At 63.6% G+C, this 17,121-nt stretch carries 15 protein-coding genes; 7 read left to right on the top strand and 8 right to left on the bottom strand.

Annotated elements, in window-relative coordinates:
- Positions 1–9: 9 nt before the first annotated feature.
- The 5 genes from QM797_RS24185 to QM797_RS24165 form a co-directional block, all read right to left on the bottom strand.
- Positions 10–1,527: an APC family permease gene (locus tag QM797_RS24185; protein ID WP_283278220.1), complete on the bottom strand. Its 1,518-nt coding sequence runs from the start codon at positions 1,525–1,527 to the stop codon at positions 10–12.
- The gene (locus tag QM797_RS24180) at positions 1,520–2,410 is read right to left on the bottom strand and encodes a universal stress protein (RefSeq protein ID WP_283278219.1); all 891 of its coding nucleotides are present in this window, start codon (positions 2,408–2,410) and stop codon (positions 1,520–1,522) included. Before QM797_RS24180 ends, QM797_RS24185 begins: the two co-directional genes overlap by 8 nt.
- A 28-nt stretch (positions 2,411–2,438) precedes the next feature.
- A complete protein-coding gene (locus tag QM797_RS24175; RefSeq protein ID WP_283278217.1) occupies positions 2,439–4,376 on the bottom strand; it encodes a primary-amine oxidase in 1,938 nt (645 codons plus the stop codon).
- Positions 4,373–5,812: a gamma-aminobutyraldehyde dehydrogenase gene (locus tag QM797_RS24170; RefSeq protein ID WP_283278216.1), complete on the bottom strand. Its 1,440-nt coding sequence runs from the start codon at positions 5,810–5,812 to the stop codon at positions 4,373–4,375. The genes QM797_RS24175 and QM797_RS24170 overlap by 4 nt, the downstream gene beginning before the upstream one ends.
- 97 nt (positions 5,813–5,909) lie before the next feature.
- The gene (locus QM797_RS24165; RefSeq protein ID WP_283278214.1) at positions 5,910–6,587 is read right to left on the bottom strand and encodes a TetR family transcriptional regulator; all 678 of its coding nucleotides are present in this window, start codon (positions 6,585–6,587) and stop codon (positions 5,910–5,912) included.
- A gap of 70 nt (positions 6,588–6,657) precedes the next feature.
- Between QM797_RS24165 and mqo the strand changes: the two genes are divergently transcribed.
- Together mqo and QM797_RS24155 are read left to right on the top strand one after the other, a co-directional pair.
- Positions 6,658–7,980, top strand: coding sequence for a malate dehydrogenase (quinone) (mqo, locus tag QM797_RS24160; protein WP_283278213.1), 1,323 nt, complete (start codon positions 6,658–6,660; stop codon positions 7,978–7,980).
- A gap of 9 nt (positions 7,981–7,989) precedes the next feature.
- Complete coding sequence (locus QM797_RS24155; protein ID WP_283278212.1) at positions 7,990–8,985, top strand: MBL fold metallo-hydrolase; 996 nt, start codon at positions 7,990–7,992, stop codon at positions 8,983–8,985.
- A gap of 209 nt (positions 8,986–9,194) precedes the next feature.
- On the opposite strand, the gene QM797_RS24150 is transcribed toward QM797_RS24155, so the two are convergent.
- Together QM797_RS24150 and ramB are read right to left on the bottom strand one after the other, a co-directional pair.
- On the bottom strand, positions 9,195–9,782 hold the full coding sequence (locus tag QM797_RS24150) for an LLM class flavin-dependent oxidoreductase (RefSeq protein WP_283278210.1): 588 nt from the start codon (positions 9,780–9,782) through the stop codon (positions 9,195–9,197).
- Between the two features lie 17 nt (positions 9,783–9,799).
- On the bottom strand, positions 9,800–11,212 hold the full coding sequence (gene ramB, locus QM797_RS24145) for an acetate metabolism transcriptional regulator RamB (protein ID WP_283278209.1): 1,413 nt from the start codon (positions 11,210–11,212) through the stop codon (positions 9,800–9,802).
- Positions 11,213–11,359: 147 nt separating this feature from the next.
- Between ramB and QM797_RS24140 the strand changes: the two genes are divergently transcribed.
- Positions 11,360–11,764, top strand: a complete 405-nt coding sequence (locus QM797_RS24140) for an SPW repeat domain-containing protein (RefSeq protein ID WP_283278207.1) — start codon at positions 11,360–11,362, stop codon at positions 11,762–11,764.
- Positions 11,765–11,848: 84 nt separating this feature from the next.
- On the opposite strand, the gene QM797_RS24135 is transcribed toward QM797_RS24140, so the two are convergent.
- Complete coding sequence (locus QM797_RS24135) at positions 11,849–12,751, bottom strand: DUF559 domain-containing protein (RefSeq protein ID WP_283278205.1); 903 nt, start codon at positions 12,749–12,751, stop codon at positions 11,849–11,851.
- A 532-nt stretch (positions 12,752–13,283) separates the two neighbouring features.
- On the opposite strand from QM797_RS24135, the gene aceA reads away from it, so the two are divergent.
- The 4 genes from aceA (at position 13,284) to QM797_RS24115 (ending at position 17,090) form a co-directional block, all read left to right on the top strand.
- Entirely contained in the window at positions 13,284–14,573 is a 1,290-nt protein-coding gene (gene aceA / locus QM797_RS24130) for an isocitrate lyase (protein WP_283278204.1), read from the top strand.
- A gap of 163 nt (positions 14,574–14,736) precedes the next feature.
- Positions 14,737–15,612 (top strand): 3-hydroxybutyryl-CoA dehydrogenase, encoded by an 876-nt coding sequence (locus QM797_RS24125; RefSeq protein WP_283278202.1) that lies wholly within the window; start codon positions 14,737–14,739, stop codon positions 15,610–15,612.
- A 65-nt stretch (positions 15,613–15,677) separates the two neighbouring features.
- On the top strand, positions 15,678–15,953 hold the full coding sequence (locus QM797_RS24120) for a DoxX-related protein (protein WP_283278201.1): 276 nt from the start codon (positions 15,678–15,680) through the stop codon (positions 15,951–15,953).
- A gap of 96 nt (positions 15,954–16,049) precedes the next feature.
- Positions 16,050–17,090: an NAD(P)-dependent alcohol dehydrogenase gene (locus QM797_RS24115; protein ID WP_283278200.1), complete on the top strand. Its 1,041-nt coding sequence runs from the start codon at positions 16,050–16,052 to the stop codon at positions 17,088–17,090.
- The last annotated feature ends 31 nt before the right edge of the window (positions 17,091–17,121 follow it).

Raw genomic sequence — 17,121 nt, 5'->3', positions numbered from 1 at the left:
GTCGGATCGTCAGTCTTCGACGATCAAGGACGGGGTGTCGCGGCGGAGAATGTTGCCCTTGAAGAACTCCGGCTTGCGCAGTGCCACCACCAACATGATGACGATGCCGAGAACGATGATCCCGACGCCGATGAGGAAGACCATTCCGATGCCGAACAGCGATGAGCCGCTACCGAACTCGGGGTCCCAGGCATCGACCGAGGTCTGCACGAACACCACGGCCATCCCGACCCCACCGAGTAGCGGCGCGAGGAACTTGAAGAACACGTTGCGCGTACTGGTGAACAATTCCTCGCGGAAGTACCAGACGCAGGCGAACGCCGTGATGCCGTAGTAGAAGCAGATCATCAGTCCGAGTGCGGCGATGGTGTCGGTGAGTACGTTGTCGCTCACCACTCGCATCACGGCGTAGAAGCCGGCCGACGCGCCACCCGCCACCAGCGTCGCGAAGCCTGGAGTGCTGAATCGCGGTGTGATGGAGGCAAACCGCTTCGGCAGTGCCTGATAATGGCCCATCGCCAGCAGAGTGCGCGCCGGTGAGATGAACGTGGCCTGCAACGAACTGGCCGAGCTGCTCAGCACGGCGAGCGAGAGCAGAATCGCGAACGGTCCCATCACCGGCCCAGCGAGAGCCGCGAACACGTTGTCGGTGGTGTCGGGATTCTGCAGTCCGTTTCCGGTGTCCCCGGTGCCGGCGAACAGCAGGGTGGCGACCGCGGTGAGCAAGTACAACACGATGATGAAGAACACCGTCACCAGAGCGGCGCGGCCGGGAATCTTTGCGCTACCGGACGTTTCCTCGTTGACCGTCAGACAGACGTCCCAGCCCCAGTACATGAAGATCGACAGCGACAGGCCGGCTGTGAACGCCGAGAAGCTCGGAATGCCGAACGGATCGAACCAATCCAGGCTGAACGAGATGTCGTCGGCCCCGTCGCCTGCCCCGACCTTGACGAACGCGGCAACGATGAACCACGCCATCACCAGCAACTGGAAGCCGAGCATCGTGTACTGGACTCGCTTGGTCTCCTGCATGCCGCGATAGCAGAGCCACGCCGACAGAGCCATGAACACCAGGCACGTGACGATGTTGACGAGCTTGTTGCCGGTGAGGTCGGCCACCGAATCGTTGCTGGTGACCTGCGCGAGAAAGAGATAGAAGAAGTCGACCGCCACCCCGGCGAGGTTCGAGAGCACGATGATGGTGGCCGCGATCAGACCCCATCCGCCCATCCAGCCGACATAGGGGCCGAAGGCTTTCGACGCCCATGTGAAGGACGTGCCGCTGTCGGGTTCGGCCGCATTGAGCTCTCGATAGCCCAACGCCACCAACAACATCGGGATGAAGCCGACGATGAAGATCGCGGGCAGGTGCACCCCGACCTCGGTGACCGTCGGCCCGAGCGATGCCGTCAGCGCGTACGCGGGTGCGATGGTCGAAATGCCCAGCACGACACTCGCGAGCAGCCCGAGCTGGCCGGCCGATAGGCCCTTGGACTCGACGTCCACTACCGGATGCTCATTCATCGCCGGCCTCTCTCGGAACAACGATCATCGGAACAGGGACGACTCGAAGCATCTTGGCGGCCACCGATCCCAGGAAGAGCCGGTGAGGTTGCGCGAGTCGAGACGAGCCCACCATCAACACATCACCGTCGTGCCAGTCCAGTGAGGAGGCGGCCTTCTCGATGCCGGAACCCTCGGCCACCGTCAACTGCACCTCCGATCCCTCGGGCAGTCCCGCGTGCACAGCGCGCAGCACGTCCTCGGCCTTGGCGAGACCTCCTGGCCCCCGTGTCGATTGCTCTTCTGCGGAAACGAGGGAGAGCAAGCGCAGTGGCACCTCGGTGGTGGCGGACAGGTCGGTGGCCGCCTCGACGAGTTCGGCTGCCCCCGGACGATTTCCGATGGCGCAGGTGATTTCGCGAATGCGCTCCGGGGGCGAGTGCCGATACCCGCGCGGTGCCAGCGCGAGGGGTACATGCGCGACGTGCAACAGATCGCTGGTGACGGTGCCGATCGAGTGGCGTCCGAGCAGACCGTCACCGGCTGCACCGACGACGATCATGTAGGCGTCACACTCGTCCACGTGTTCATGGGTCGTGCCGCAGGCTCCACTCCTGGTTGCGTCGAGCAGGCCCCGTGCGAACGACTCGTCGAACAACAGGTGAGTACGAGCCTCGACGTCCTCGGGTACCGATTTCAGTGCCTCGGCCAGCCAGCTCGTGGCCTGGTCGATCAAGATGTCGTCGTAGGCCGCCTCGACCGGTGCCTTGGACGGCACCGGACGCTCCTGCGGCAGCACCAGGCAGATGTCCAGCGATGCCTGTAGCGAACGCGCGAGCGTTGCCCCCAGGGCGATTCCGTCCGCGCCACTCGGTGTTGCCTGGTACCCCACGATCAGACGCATGGGCGGACCTTCCCTGAGGTTGGGCGAGCTAATGACAGGTGCTGCCGGGATCGGTGTGGCACGACTTCGGCTCCGACGCCACGACGTCGAGAGAGGGGTTGCGGTCGAAGAACCCGAAGGGCTTGAGCCAGAACGAGACGGTGTCCGCGGGCATCACCGGCCAGTCCTCCGGCCGGGTGATGTGGTGGATACCGAAGGTGTACCAGACGACGACATCGGTGTTCTCGATGCTTCGATCTTTCTCGGTCCACTCGGGCAGGCCGTGATCGATACCGCTCTGATTGACGAATTCTCCACTGGGCCAACGTTCGTCGGGTGAGTTGGGGGTGACCCACACGGTGTGGCCGATCACCTGCGCTCGTTGGAAGATCGGCGACGCCGGATCGAACATCGACGGGATCGCCGATCCCGGCACCAACTTGTAGGCGGGACGGGTGCCGAGGCCGTTGGTGACGTTGTCGTTGACGACCTTCCATGCCTTCTGGGTGTTCCAGTCGTAATCCTGCTTGCCCTCCGACTCGGTGGTCAGGGGAGTGTTGACCTGAGTGAGGGCGAGGCCGTACGGATTGTCGGGGCCCATCGGAACCCGTTGCGTCTCACTGGCATAGACGGTGTTCTCGGTGCCGTCGATGTCCAGATCGAGCCGCGCGACGAGAAAGTGCTGGTGATACGGCGCGTAGGTTCGGTTGTCGACCAGCGTGCCCGACGGGTGCGCGCCACCCTCGTCGAAGTGAGTGACGACCATGATGCCCGTTGCGCGAACCTCGCACTCGATGTTGCCGTCCTGATAGAACCGCCAGTAGACGAGGTACTCGTAGTTGGCGACCGTTGCGTGGAAGCTGACCGTGAGCCGGCGCATGCGTCGTACTTCGGCTCCGGCGTCGTGATCGACGTGCTTCCACAGCACGGCGTTGTCTTCCTCGTGGATACAGATCGCATTGGTGATCGTGTACGGCTCACCCTTGCTGTTGTGCAGCACCGCGTCGAGGTAGCGGATCTCGCCCAGACAGTCGCACCCGAGCTCGAGCGAGGTGGTCATGAAACCGAGACCCCACTCGCCGATGTCGAACGCGGTGCGCCGATAGTGATCCTCGGTGTGATCGCGATAGGGAACGACCATCTCCGCGAACGACATTCGGTTGGCGACGGACCGCACGTTCCCGTTGTCGTTGTAACTGACGGCATGCAGTGTCATGCCCTCGCGGTAGTTGAACCCCACGCGCAGCGACCAGTTCTGCCACGTCAACTTGTTGCCGTCGAGCTCGAACGACGGCCCGTCGGGTTGAGTGATCTCGAGGGGCTTCAGCGGCGGACGCGTGCTGGCGTTCCTGATGCGCTCCGGGATATGACGAGGCACGTACTCGCCCATGATCTCCGGGCGCTCGACGCGATACGTGTCCTCGATCTCGAGCAGTTCCATCGTGTTCACGTCGATGACGCAGTGGAATCCACCGACCGGCCCGGCATAGGGATTTGCCCCCGCCGCAGCTTTGACCCAGGTGTCGGACCAGCCGAGGCGTCGACCCTTGTACTTCTCCGGTGTCACCGCCTCGCCGTAGGTCCAGGTGTCCATGAACACCAGATCGAGATCGGTGATGCCTCGATCAGCAAGGGCGGCAATCACATCGGGGTGGGCGCGCAGGGCCGCGTCGGCCTCTTCCCACTCGTCGACGGTGAAGTTGGGTTGTACGTCCGGGATGTGCGTCCACGATTCGACGGTGCGATCGTCCAGCGACACCACGGCCTTGAAGGTCGTGTTCTCGTTGCGGTTCAGCACCACCGACACCGCCCGACGCGCAGGCACGGTCCCGTCCGCGTCGAACGCGGCGATCTCGGACTTGGCCGGTTCGATCATCTCGATGGAGGCGTAACGCCAACCGTCGCCGACGCCGTGATCGCGGCCGAGAACCTCGGCCACGGTGGCGAATTCGTCGCTGGACAGGGGATCGAGGGGATGAAAGGTCATGCGATGGTCTCCGTCGAGCTCATGACGTGCTTGATGCGGGTGTAGTCCTCGACACCGTAGGCCGAGAGGTCCTTGCCGTAACCGGAGTACTTGAATCCGCCGTGCGGCATTTCGGCCACCAACGGGATGTGGCAGTTGACCCAGACGGCACCGAAGTCCAGAGCTGCCGACACACGAAGTGTGCGTGCGTGATCGGAGGTCCACACGCTCGATGCGAGACCGAAGTCCACATCGTTGGCGAGAGCGATCGCCTCGGCCTCGTCGGCGAATTTCTGCACCGTGAGAACTGGGCCGAACGTCTCTTCCTGCACGATGGGATCGGACTGCTGCACGCCCGTGATGATGGTGGGCTCGAAGAAGAAACCCTTGTCGCCGATGCGCTTGCCGCCGGTGACGATGGTGGCATGTGCACCGATGCCCTCGACCTTGGCGCTCACCTGACCGAAATGGTTGACGTTGTTCAGTGGTCCGAGGAAGGTGTCGGGGTCGTCGGGGAGTCCGACTTTCAGTGTCTTCGCCTTGGACACAAGGGCATCGACGAGGGTGTCGTGTACCGACTCGTGCACCAGCACGCGGGTGACGGCGGTGCAATCCTGACCGGCGTTGAAGAACGCGGCCTCGGCGATGCCGTCGGCGGCCTTGGTGATGTCGACGTCGTCGAAGACGATCGCCGGTGCCTTGCCGCCGAGTTCGAGGTGCGCCCGCTTGAGCTGCTTGGCGGCGGCCACTGCCACGGCGATGCCGGCGCGCACGGATCCGGTGATCGACACCAGGCCTGGAGTCTTGTGTTCCACGATCGCCGCACCGGTGCCGCCGTTGCCGAGGACGACGTTGAGCACGCCGTCCGGAACGATGCCCTTGGACAGCTTCGCGAGCACCAACGTGCTCTCGGGGGTGGTGTCACTGGGTTTGAGCACGATCGTGTTGCCGGCGGCCAAGGCGGGCCCGATCTTCCAGATCGCCATCATGAACGGGTAGTTCCACGGGGTCACCTGGCCGACGACTCCGATCGGTTCGCGGCGCACGTACGAGGTGAAGCCGTCCATGTACTCGCCCGCCGACTTGCCCTCGAGCATCCGCGCCGCGCCTGCGAAGAACCGAATCTGATCTGCGCCGACAGTGACTTCCTCGGCGGCGATGGTGGCCTTGGGCTGGCCGGTGTTGCGGCTCTGCGCTTCTACGATCTCGTCGCTGTGCGCCTCGATGGCGTCGGCGAGCTTCAGTAGCACCTTCTGCCGCTCACTCGGCGTCGTCTTGCCCCAGGTCTCGAATGCGCTGGCGGCGGCCGACATTGCGGCCTCGACGTCGGCCGCGTCGGAGATGGGGGAGTGGGCGACGACAGTCTCGTCCACCGGACTGATCACATCGAGCATCTCGGTACCCGACGGCGTGACGAACGCCCCGTCGATGTAGTTCTGCAGGACAGGCACCGTCATCACTGAACCCCTAGCGTCGACTGTTTCGGTTCTGCAAAGCCTGCACCTACGGACGAGACTTCGCCACCCGACAAGATGTCCAGTGTGTCGTGATCGATCAGGACGAAATGTCACGGTCGTCGGCGAGCGCTCTGACGCCGGCGATATACGTCTCGAGACCGAGCTTCTCGAACGCTGGCCGGGAGGTGGGATCGCCGAGATGTTCGGCCGACGCCAGGATGTTCGGGAACTCTTCTGGATCGAGTGATTCCATCGTCGACGCCACCTCCTGCTCGACGTGTGCCCGACGCTCCGGCTCGACCTCGACGGCGTTGGAGAGGGGGCCGGTGAACAAGGGCTCGGTGATGAGCGAGATGGCGACCCGGACGCCATGGCGGGCGAGTTGGGTGGCGTCGGGAAGGGAGAAGCCGGCCTCGCCGAGAGCCTTCAGCGCCAACTCCATCGCCTCTCTGCTGTTGGGGGAAAACAGCATTCGAGGAACAACGATGTCGGCTGCGCCCGGGTGGGCTCGCAAGGCGCGCATGAAATCCTCGAGCACGGTGCGTAGCTGCTGCCACCACGGGGCGGCGGGATCGACGGTGAGTGCGAGATCTTGGCATACGCGGTCGCCCATGGCGTCGAGCAGCTCGTCCTTGTTCTTCACATGCCAGTAGATCGCCATGGGGGAGACGTCGAGTTCGGTGGCGATCTTGCGGATGGTGAGCGAGTCCAAGCCGTGGCGATAGGCGACGTCGAGAGCGGCGTCGACGACGGCAGTCCTGCTCAGGCGTGGCATCGGCAAAACTATACAGGTGTACGAGTCGGTGCTAGCGTGACTTGTACTTAGTACGAGAAAGGGGCCGACGGTGGACGACGTCATTCTTGTCGGCGGCGGAATCATGAGCGCAACGCTCGGGACGCTGCTGCAGAAACTGGAACCAACCTGGTCGATTCGGGTGCTCGAGCGCCTTCCTCGGGTGGCTGCGGAAGCATCCGACGGGTGGAACAACGCCGGAACCGGACATGCCGGTCTGTGCGAAACCAACTACACCACAATGCGATCCGACGGTTCTGTCGACATCGACCGTGCCGTGCGGATCGCTGAGCAGTTCGCGACGACTCGACGTTTCTGGTCGACGTTGCCCCGAGCCGACTTCGTGCGCCCGGTGCCGCATATGACTCTGGTCCAGGGCTCAGACGACGTCGAATTCCTCCGCGCTCGGCATCGTGCGCTGAGCAGTCACCCGATGTTCGAGTCGATGGAGTACACCGAAGACGCTGCGGTGCTGCAGCAGTGGTCGCCGCTGGTTGCCGAGGGCCGCACCGGTAGCTGGGCTGCGACCCGAGACGTAACGGGTACCGACGTCGACTTCGGCGCAGCGACGCGGCAGCTGTTCGAAGCCATGACAATGGCAGGGGCACGCGTGGAGACCGGACGGGAAGTACGAGGGCTTTCGCAGGATCGGGATGGATCTTGGCGACTCGACGTTCGAGGTGGTCGACCGGTGGAGCGCGCTCGATTCGTTTTCGTCGGTGCCGGTGGCTGGGCCCTGAAGTTGCTGCGCAGAGCCGGAATTCCCGATGCGCGTGGCTTCGGGCTGATGCCGATCAGTGGACAGTTTCTGCGCTGCGACGGGCCCGAGGTGGTCGATCGCCACGACGCCAAGGTGTACGGGACGCCGCCTATCGGTGCGCCGCCGATGTCGGTGCCGCACCTGGACACTCGCATCGTAGACGGGCAGCGCTCCCTTCTGTTCGGCCCGTACGCCGGCGCGAACCCCAAGTTCCTGAAACACGGATCACTGCTGGATCTTCCGGGTTCGATCACCCGCGACAATGTCGGATCGCTGCTGTCGATGGCCCGGGCCAACACGCCGTTGATCGGGCTCCTGCTCTCCGAGTTGACCGCGACCCGAGGAAAGAAGATTGCCGCACTACGTGAGTTCGTGCCGGGCGCTGATTCGGCCGACTGGTCCATCGTCAGTGCCGGTCAGCGTGCCCAGATCGTCAAGAACGGGGAACTGCGGTTCGGCACCGAAGTGATTGCCTCGCAGGACGGCACCATCGCATCCGTACTCGGTGCATCCCCCGGGGCATCGACGGCCGTACCCATCATGATCGAGGTGCTGAACAGATGCTTCCCCGAACGACAGTGGGACTCTCGCCTACGTGAGTGGCTCACCGGCTAGCCTGAGCCAGTGACGGACACAGAGGTGGGATACCGGCAGATCGCCGATGGGACCTGGGCTTTCATGCGGCCGCCCGGCAGTTGGGGACAGACCAACACCGGACTGATCGTGGGGCCGGGCGGAGCGTCGATGTTGATCGACACTGTCTGGGACACAAATTGGGCAGCGCGCGTCGCCGCCGATACTGCCGAACTGATCACCGATGCGCCGATCACCGAAGTGCTCAACACCCACTCCGACGGCGATCACTGGTGGGGAAACGACACCGTTCCCGCCTCCGCCCGCATCACCACCAGCGCCGCGTCACTGCACGCGATGAAGGAAGAAACACCACCCAAAGGGGTCGACGCGTTCGCGTCCTTCGGCGGCAAGGTCGGGTGGGTGCCCGGACCGCTCGGAGCAATGGGCTCGTACATGAACCGAGTCCGGGGCGATGCCACCTTCCCGAGCTCACTGCCGCGGCTGCCCGACCACACCTTCGAAACCACCGAAACCATCGACGTCGCAGGTCGATCCGTCCACCTGCGCTACCTCGGACCGGCGCACACCGAGGGCGACCTCATTGCTCACCTACCCGATGTCGGAGTCGTGTTCGCCGGCGACCTGCTGTTCATCGACGCCACACCGGTGCTCTGGCACGGACCGCTGCAGAACTGGATCGATGCCCTCGACCACCTCCTCGAACTCGATGCAGCCGTCTACGTTCCCGGCCACGGCCCTCTGTGCGGCACAGACGAGATCCGCGCCGTCCGTAATTACTGGAGCTGGGTGTCCGAGGCCGGACGCAGCTGCTTCGACGCCGGGCTCGGATCGACCGACGCGGCCCTGAACCTGCTGAAATCAGGCGAATTCGGGCAGTACGCCCACTGGGACTCACCGGAACGACTCATCCTGAGCATGAGCACCCTCTACCGCTTGTGGCGAGGCGAGCCGCCCGCGCCACCCACGCTGACGCGTCGAGCACGGGCGTTCGCAGATGCGGGGCGGTTCTTGCGAGAGCAGTAGGTGTGCTCACCGCGAGTGCATCTTCACTGCGAGCTGAAATGTGCCGTCAAGGACGCGGCATGCGCGAACAAAGTGGTCGGATCCGCTTCTTCCGCAGAGGGTTCGAGCACAACGGTGGTGGCTCCTGCGTCGATCCAGCGTTGGATAGCGCCCGGGGCCACATCCGAATCGGACCCGACCGACACATAGACGACCACGTCGTGGTCGGGTCAACCGTCTATGTGCTCGATGGCTGAGCGGAGCTGTTCCGGTGTCGTCTCGCTGGTGAGAATTGTTCCGACACTGTGTCGACCGCTCAGGGCGAGCGTCTTCGGCCCGGTCGCACCGACGAGAAGGGGCGGTGGTTGCATCGGCGGCCAGTTCAACTTCACCCCGTCGAGTGAGACATATCGTCCTTGGACACTGACCATGTCGCCCGCCAGCAGACTCGTCAGCGCGGCCATCTGCTCGCTCAGCAACGTCAGCGGAGACTGCACTCGCGCGCCGATCTGAGCCATCCACGACTGGACCCCGTGACCGAGTCCCACGCGGAACCGACCCGGATGGACTCGGGCAACAGTGGCGATCTCCATGGCCGTTGACGCCACGTTCCGCATCGGAGTGGGCAAGACCCCGATACCGACCTTCACGCGTTCGGTATTCGCGAGAATCATTGCAGCAGTGGACAGTCCGCCGGAGAAGAAGCAGTCTTCCCACAGCCACACCTCGTCGACGCCCGCGGCGTCGGCCGCACGCGCTGCTTCGATCAGTGCCTCCGGGGCAATTTCCGGTCTGAGTACAACGCCGACTCGCGTCATTGGAATTCTCCTTCTTCTCAGCGAACGAGGTACGGGGACACCGAACTGCGGTGCTCGTCTATGTCGAGATCCTTGCCGAGCGGTGGGAAGGCGCGCTGCGGGCAGTTCGAGCGTTCGCAGACTCGGCAACCCGCTCCGATCGGCGTGGCGGCCGCCGAGCCCTGCACATCCAGTCCGTCGGCGTACACGAGCCTGCCGGCGTGGCGCAGTTCGCAACCGAGGCCGATGGCAAAGGTCTTACCCGGCTGGCCGTACCGCGCGGCTCGCCGCTCCACGGTGCGCGCGATCCACAAATAGCTGCGGCCGTCGGGCATCTCGGCGATCTGCGTCATGATCTTGCCGGGATAGGCGAACGTTTCGTACACATTCCACAGTGGGCACGTGCCGCCACTCGACGAGAAGTGAAAGCCGGTGGCGGACTGCCGTTTCGACATGTTGCCCGCACGATCCACGCGGACGAACGAGAACGGCACGCCCCGCAACTCGGGCCTCTGCAGGGTGGAAAGTCGATGGCAGATGGTCTCGTAGCTGACCGAGAAGAAGGCGGAGAGCCGCTCAATGTCGTAGCGGAAATCCTCGGCGACGTCGTGGAAGTGGTTGTACGGCAACACCGTCGCGGCAGCGAAGTAGTTCGCGAAGCCGAGCACCGCCAGCTTCTTCGACGACTCGCTGGAGAAATTGCCTTCCTCGGCCATCTTGTTCAGGAGATCTCCGCATTCGAGGTAGGCCAGTTCGGCGGCGTATCTGAACACCTTCTGCCCACCGGACAGATGTGATGAAATCTCCAGCACTCGCGTCTGCGGGTCGAAACGGTGCAATACGTTCTCGCCGAGGTCGATGCGATTGACTATCTGCACGTCGTGCACCGTTCGGAGCCGTTTGGCGATCTCGCCGCCCACGTCGGCGCGATTCAATCGGATCCTCGAGGTCAGTGCCTCCGCCGCAGTGTCCAGATCGTGCAGATAGTTCTGTCGCTGATAGAAGTAGTCGCGCACTTCTTCGTGCGGCTTGCTGATCGAACCACTGCCACTGCCGTCGGAGAAGCGTTCCTCGGTCGCGGCCAGCAGCTGAGCCGTCGTATTGCGGTATCGGCGATGCATGTTGACCATTGCCCGCGCCAACTGTGGGTGCGAGCTGACCATCTGGGCGATCTCGTGTGCATCGGCGTCGATACCCATGTCCTGATCGAGCGCCACTTCACGGAGTTCGGCAACCAACCTGGTGTCGTCCTCGGAGGAGAAGAACGATGTGTCGACGCCGAACACCTCGGAGATCCGGAGTAGCACCGGCACCGTCAGCGGGCGCACATCGTGCTCGATCTGGTTGAGGTAGCTGGCCGAGATCCCCAGCTTCTGTGCCAGCGACACCTGGCTCATGCTGCGTTCGCTGCGGAGCTGCCGTAGCCGCACGCCGACGAAGGTCTTGGACATATCGCCAGGCTACGCCTGCGAAGAATTGCCTTAACACCGTTCGCAACTAGCTGCTGGATCACAATTCGGTGATCATCGGGAACATTAGCCGAAGTAAAGGCGTATACCGGTATACGAGCTATTCACCACGCACTTCGAGGAGCGGCCATGTCCAACCGTCAACGCACATCGGAAATCGTCAGGGACGTCGTCGTCTTCGTCACCGGAGCTGTTCTCGTCGCAGCCACCGTCTGGCTCCCGGTTCAGGGAGACCAGGAAGTCACCGGTGCCATCCTCGTACTCGGCGTACTCGCCGCATCCTCCGCTCTGTGGGCCCTCGGATCCTCGTCGAGGCAGAGCCATTGGACCCACGTGGGCCTCGGTCTGCTGCTCGCGGTGTCTCCCGCATTGATGGTGTTCCCGTCCGGACTGTTGGCCGCGGACCTGTTCGCCATCGTCGGCGGACTCGTGATCGCCGCCATGGGCGCGCTCGGAGTGGTCGCGTCGCGTCGGGCTCCGATCACCTCGCACGTGGTGGCGTCCAGCGACGAGCACACCGGCGTTCGTATCTGAGCCTTCCTGCACTCGATGCTCCACTCCTTGGAGCGGGCGCGATGAACCTCGTGCTCGCTCCGGGGAGTGGAGCATTGTCTGCAGTCATCGCCGCGATTCCCGACGCCGCCGGATTACCGCTGCGATTTCGCCTGCAACGACGTCAGGCGCGGCGAGCACATCGAATGCCGAGTAGCGCAGCACCAGCCAACCGTCGAGGACCAGGGCATTCTGCCTGCGGCGGTCCTTGCTGAATACCTCTGCTGCACTGTGGAATTCGCGTCCGTCCACTTCGATGATCGTTCGGCTGCGGCGGTCGACGAGGTCGCAGACGTACGGACCGACCGCCGCGTTCATCTCCAGGCGAAGTCCTATTCGATGCAACGCTCGTCCCAACGCCCGCTCCGGTTCCGAGGCGAACCTGGATACTGCCAGCCGAATCTGGCGAGCCAACTCTGCGTTGCCGTGTCGACCCGGGAACCGCTCGAGTAGGCACATGAGCGATGCGGGGTCGAGTCCGAACTTCAGGCGCTCGTCGATCAGCAACTCGGCCTCTGGGCCGGGGAGTACCGCCAGGCAATCGAGCATCGTCTGCGCAGGAGTGGTGCAGGGCAGAGACTCGACCTCGTCGACGAGCCGGGAATCGAGTGCCCGACGGTGCAGCCGAAGCCATGGTGGTGGCCGCAACCGTGCAGTGCGAGGAACGGTTGCATCGAGAGTGGACGGCTCGGTAGTCCAACCGCGCAGGTACGCGGCCGACCGGTGACTGAGCACGGCATCGGGGCGCCACAGTGAAATCGCGCGACATCGATCCATCGTCGACGGTTCCCCGCGCATGTGGACCGTCGGCAGAACGCGAGTGAAGCGACGCGAGACGGTGCTGGGATTGAGTCCGGAGGCGACGAGCTCTCGGAGGGTGGCGGGAGTGGAGCCTGCGGAATGACCTTGGGGTGCGGGAGTGGAGCCTGCGGAATGACCTGGAAGGGTGCGAGTGGAGTTGGTTGCCATGGGTGCAGCGTCGGGGATGGCGTGGGTGGTCTCCGATGCTCGACCTGGGGAAATCGAATGCCCTGTGGACAGGTGCCTACCTGTGGATGAGTGCAACTTCTGCTCCACTCGGTGGAGTCGGTCGGGGGATCCCCGCGAAAGTGGTGTCGAGTGGAGCAACCCGTGCCATGCTCACATCGTGGGATGAGCCCGCTGTGATGTCGATCACATCAAGCCACCGCTCTGACTCGATTCAGACGCCGTCGCCAAACCGTACAAGCGTCCTGTATGAGTTTTTGTTCATTGCGTTCATCAACTGGGGATTCTTCGCTACCGACGAGTAACACAGCCGTCCGATCGGCGAGGTTTGTGGCGGTCGAAAATTTGCAAACTTAGCAAGGGTGCCGGGAAAGCTAGCCAAGATTGGCACTAACAACTGGTAGACGCATGTTTTCGGTTATGTCATTGTTTTGGAGTACACCAGAAGGGCCTGGCAACGATGTGAAGATTCGTCTCGAGGCAGGCCGAGAAGCAGAAGAGACTGGAGCTGAAGATGTCGACCACCGGCACCCCGAAGACCACCGCCGAGATCCAGCAGGATTGGGACACCAACCCCCGCTGGAAGGGCGTCACCCGTAACTTCACCGCACAGCAGGTCTCCGACCTCCAGGGCACCGTCGTCGAAGAAGCGACACTCGCTCGCCGCGGCAGCGAAATCCTCTGGGATCTCGTGAACAACGAGGACTACATCAACTCGCTCGGTGCCCTGACCGGCAACCAGGCCGTGCAGCAGATTCGCGCCGGCCTGCAGGCGATCTACCTCTCCGGCTGGCAGGTCGCCGGCGACGCAAACCTCTCGGGCCACACCTACCCGGACCAGAGCCTCTACCCGGCCAACTCGGTGCCGTCGGTCGTCCGTCGCATCAACAACGCACTCCTGCGCGCCGACGAGATCGCCAAGATCGAGGGCGACACGTCCGTCAAGAACTGGGTCGCACCGATCGTCGCCGACGCCGAAGCCGGCTTCGGTGGCGCACTGAACGCCTACGAGCTGCAGAAGGCCATGATCGTGGCCGGCGCCGCAGGTGTGCACTGGGAAGATCAGCTCGCGTCGGAGAAGAAGTGCGGCCACCTCGGTGGCAAGGTGCTCATCCCCACCCAGCAGCACATCCGCACCCTGACCTCCGCACGTCTGGCATCGGACGTCGCCGACGTGCCGTCGGTCATCATCGCCCGCACCGACGCCGAGGCAGCAACGCTGATCACCTCCGACGTCGACGAGCGCGACCGTGAGTTCCTCGACGGAACTCGTACCGCAGAAGGCTTCTACGGCGTCAAGAACGGCATCGAGCCCTGCATCGCCCGCGCCAAGGCCTACGCACCGTACGCAGACCTCATCTGGATGGAGACCGGCGTGCCGGACCTCGAGGTCGCCAAGAAGTTCTCCGAGTCGGTTCGCAGCGAGTTCCCGGACCAGCTCCTCGCCTACAACTGCTCGCCTTCGTTCAACTGGAAGGCACACCTGGACGACGCCACCATCGCAAAGTTCCAGAAGGAGCTCGGCGCGATGGGCTTCAAGTTCCAGTTCATCACCCTCGCGGGCTTCCACTCGCTCAACTACGGCATGTTCGACCTGGCACACGGCTACGCCCGCGAAGGCATGACCGCGTTCGTCGACCTGCAGGAGCGCGAGTTCAAGGCTGCCGAAGAGCGTGGCTTCACCGCCATCAAGCACCAGCGTGAGGTTGGCGCTGGCTACTTCGACCGCATCGCCACCACCGTCGACCCCAACACCTCGACGGCTGCTCTGAAGGGCTCCACCGAAGAAGGCCAGTTCCACTGAGCTAGCCCGCCTCCCCGGATCTTCAACGCACCAGTCAGGCGGTCCGCAACTTTCGTTGCGGGCCGCCTGTTCTGTATCACCTGGGTTCTGGGCGTGCCCCTGCAGGGTTACCCTCATCTCGCCTAAATCTGTTGTTGTGCAATGCATTTCAAAGGAGTTTGCCTTGACGGTCGAGAGGGTGGGGATCGTCGGAGCCGGGCAGATGGGTGCAGGAATTGCGGAGGTCTGCGCCCGCGCGCACGTCGACGTGTTGGTGTACGAGCAGACTCGCGAACTGGCGACGGCCGGCCGCAACCGCATCCTTCGATCACTGGACCGCGGCGTCAGCAGCGGCAAGATCACCGAACGTGAGCGTGAGCAAGCAGCATGCAGGCTGCGTTTCACCTCGGATCTCGCAGACTTCGCCGACCGTCAACTCGTCGTCGAAGCAGTACTCGAGGACGAGAAGATCAAGGCCGACATCTTCGCCGAGCTCGACGCCGTCGTGATCGACCCCGGTGCCGTACTCGCCTCGAACACTTCCTCGATTCCCATCACGACGCTCGGATCCGCCACCACGGCCCCGAACCGAATCGTCGGACTGCATTTCTTCAACCCGGTACCGGTACTGCCGCTCGTCGAGCTCGTCACCACCGATGCGACCTCCGAAGCAGTTGCCGACCGCGCCGAGAGATTCGCCGGCGACATTCTCGGCAAGCAGGTGGTGCGCTCCGCGGACCGCTCGGGCTTCGTCGTCAACGCGCTGCTCGTGCCGTACCTGCTCTCGGCGATTCGGATGGTCGAATCCGGATTCGCCACCAAGGAAGACGTCGACAAGGCCACCGTGCTGGGACTCGCGCACCCGATGGGGCCACTCGCACTTGCGGATCTGATCGGCCTCGACACTGTCAAAGCCATTGCAGATTCAATGCACTCAGAGTTCGCGGAGCCTTTGTTCGCCGCCCCTGCGCTGCTACTGCGCATGGTCGAGGCCGGGCAGGTGGGCAAGAAGACCGGAGCCGGGTTCTATCGCTACGAGAACGGCCGGGTCGCAAAGTAGCCGCCGTCTCGTAGCGCTATTGTCGTTTTGCCAGTTCAACTACGTCGATCGCAGGGAGCGCGTCAGTGAGCAAGTCCAAGAAGTCGAACGGTCTGGTCGCCAAGGCATTCGGAATCGGATTGGCCGCCACCGGCGCCGCCCACTTCGTGGTGCCCGAGGCCTTCGAGGGAATCACCAAGCTCCCGTTCCCGAAGGACACGCGAACCTGGATCAGTCGCAACGGTGCCACCGAATTGGCAGTCGGTGTCGCGATCGCGTACCCCAAGACTCGCAAGATCGGACTGATCGGTCTGTGCGCGTACGGTTTGTGGCTCGGAGCGAACATCGCCAAGAACGGCTGACGTTACTGTTGCGAACGACTCGTTTAGCTTAGGAATAGCCTGGTCGAAGCGGTAGCTGTGTTGCGTTTACACAGATGCGTAGGTAGCAATGTAGTTATGACTTCAGCTACCGCTTACCAGGCCACCGCGCCGGACGCTCCGCTCGAGAAGGCGACGATCGAGCGACGCGCTCTCGGCCCCAACGACATCCTCATCGACGTCAAGTTCGCCGGCATCTGCCACTCCGACATCCACACCGCTCGCAACGAGTGGGGCGGCACCACGTACCCGGTCGTTCCCGGACACGAGATCGCCGGCATCGTTGCCGAGGTCGGCACCGATGTGACCAGCCGCAAGGTGGGCGACCGCGTCGGCGTCGGCTGTTTCGTGGACTCCTGTGGCGAGTGTGAGGCATGCAAGGACGGCGACGAGCAGTACTGCACCAAGGGCGTCGTCCAGACCTACAACTCGAAGACCTACGAGGGTGAGTTCACCAACGGTGGCTACTCCACCCAGATCGTCGTCACGGAGAAGTTCGTGCTCGGCATCCCCGAGGGCGTCGAGCTCGATGTCGCGGCACCGCTGCTGTGCGCGGGCATCACGCTGTACTCGCCGCTGAAGCACTGGGGTGCGGGCCCCGACAAGAAGGTCGCCATCATCGGTATGGGTGGCCTCGGACACATCGGCGTCAAGATCGCCCACGCCATGGGTGCACACGTCACCGTGCTGAGCCAGACGGACGCCAAGGAAGCCGACGGCAAGGCCTACGGTGCCGACGAGTACTACGCCACCAAGGACACCACCGCGCTCAAGGATCTGCAGGGCAAGTTCGACCTGATCCTCAACACCGTTTCCGCGAACCTGCCCATGGGCAAGTACCTGGGACTGCTGGCCCGCAACGGCACCCTCGTCGAGCTCGGCGTTCCCGAGAAGCCCCTCGAGGTGCCGGCCTTCAACCTGCTGGCCAACCGCCGGTCGTTCGCAGGCTCCATGGTCGGCGGCATCGCCGAGACCCAGGAAATGCTGGACTTCTGCGCCGAGCACCACATCGGTGCCGAGATCGAGGTCATTGCGGCCGAGAAGATCAACGAGGCCTACGACCGCGTCGTCAAGTCCGACGTGCGCTACCGCTTCGTGATCGACGCAGCGACGTTCTAACTATCTCCTTGGACGCGTGAATGGTTCATTG

The sequence above is a fragment of the Rhodococcus sp. IEGM 1381 genome, assembly GCF_030056795.1.
Taxonomy (GTDB): domain Bacteria; phylum Actinomycetota; class Actinomycetes; order Mycobacteriales; family Mycobacteriaceae; genus Rhodococcoides.
Note: the sequence above shows the minus strand (reverse complement) of the source record. Positions and strands in the feature narration are given on the sequence as shown.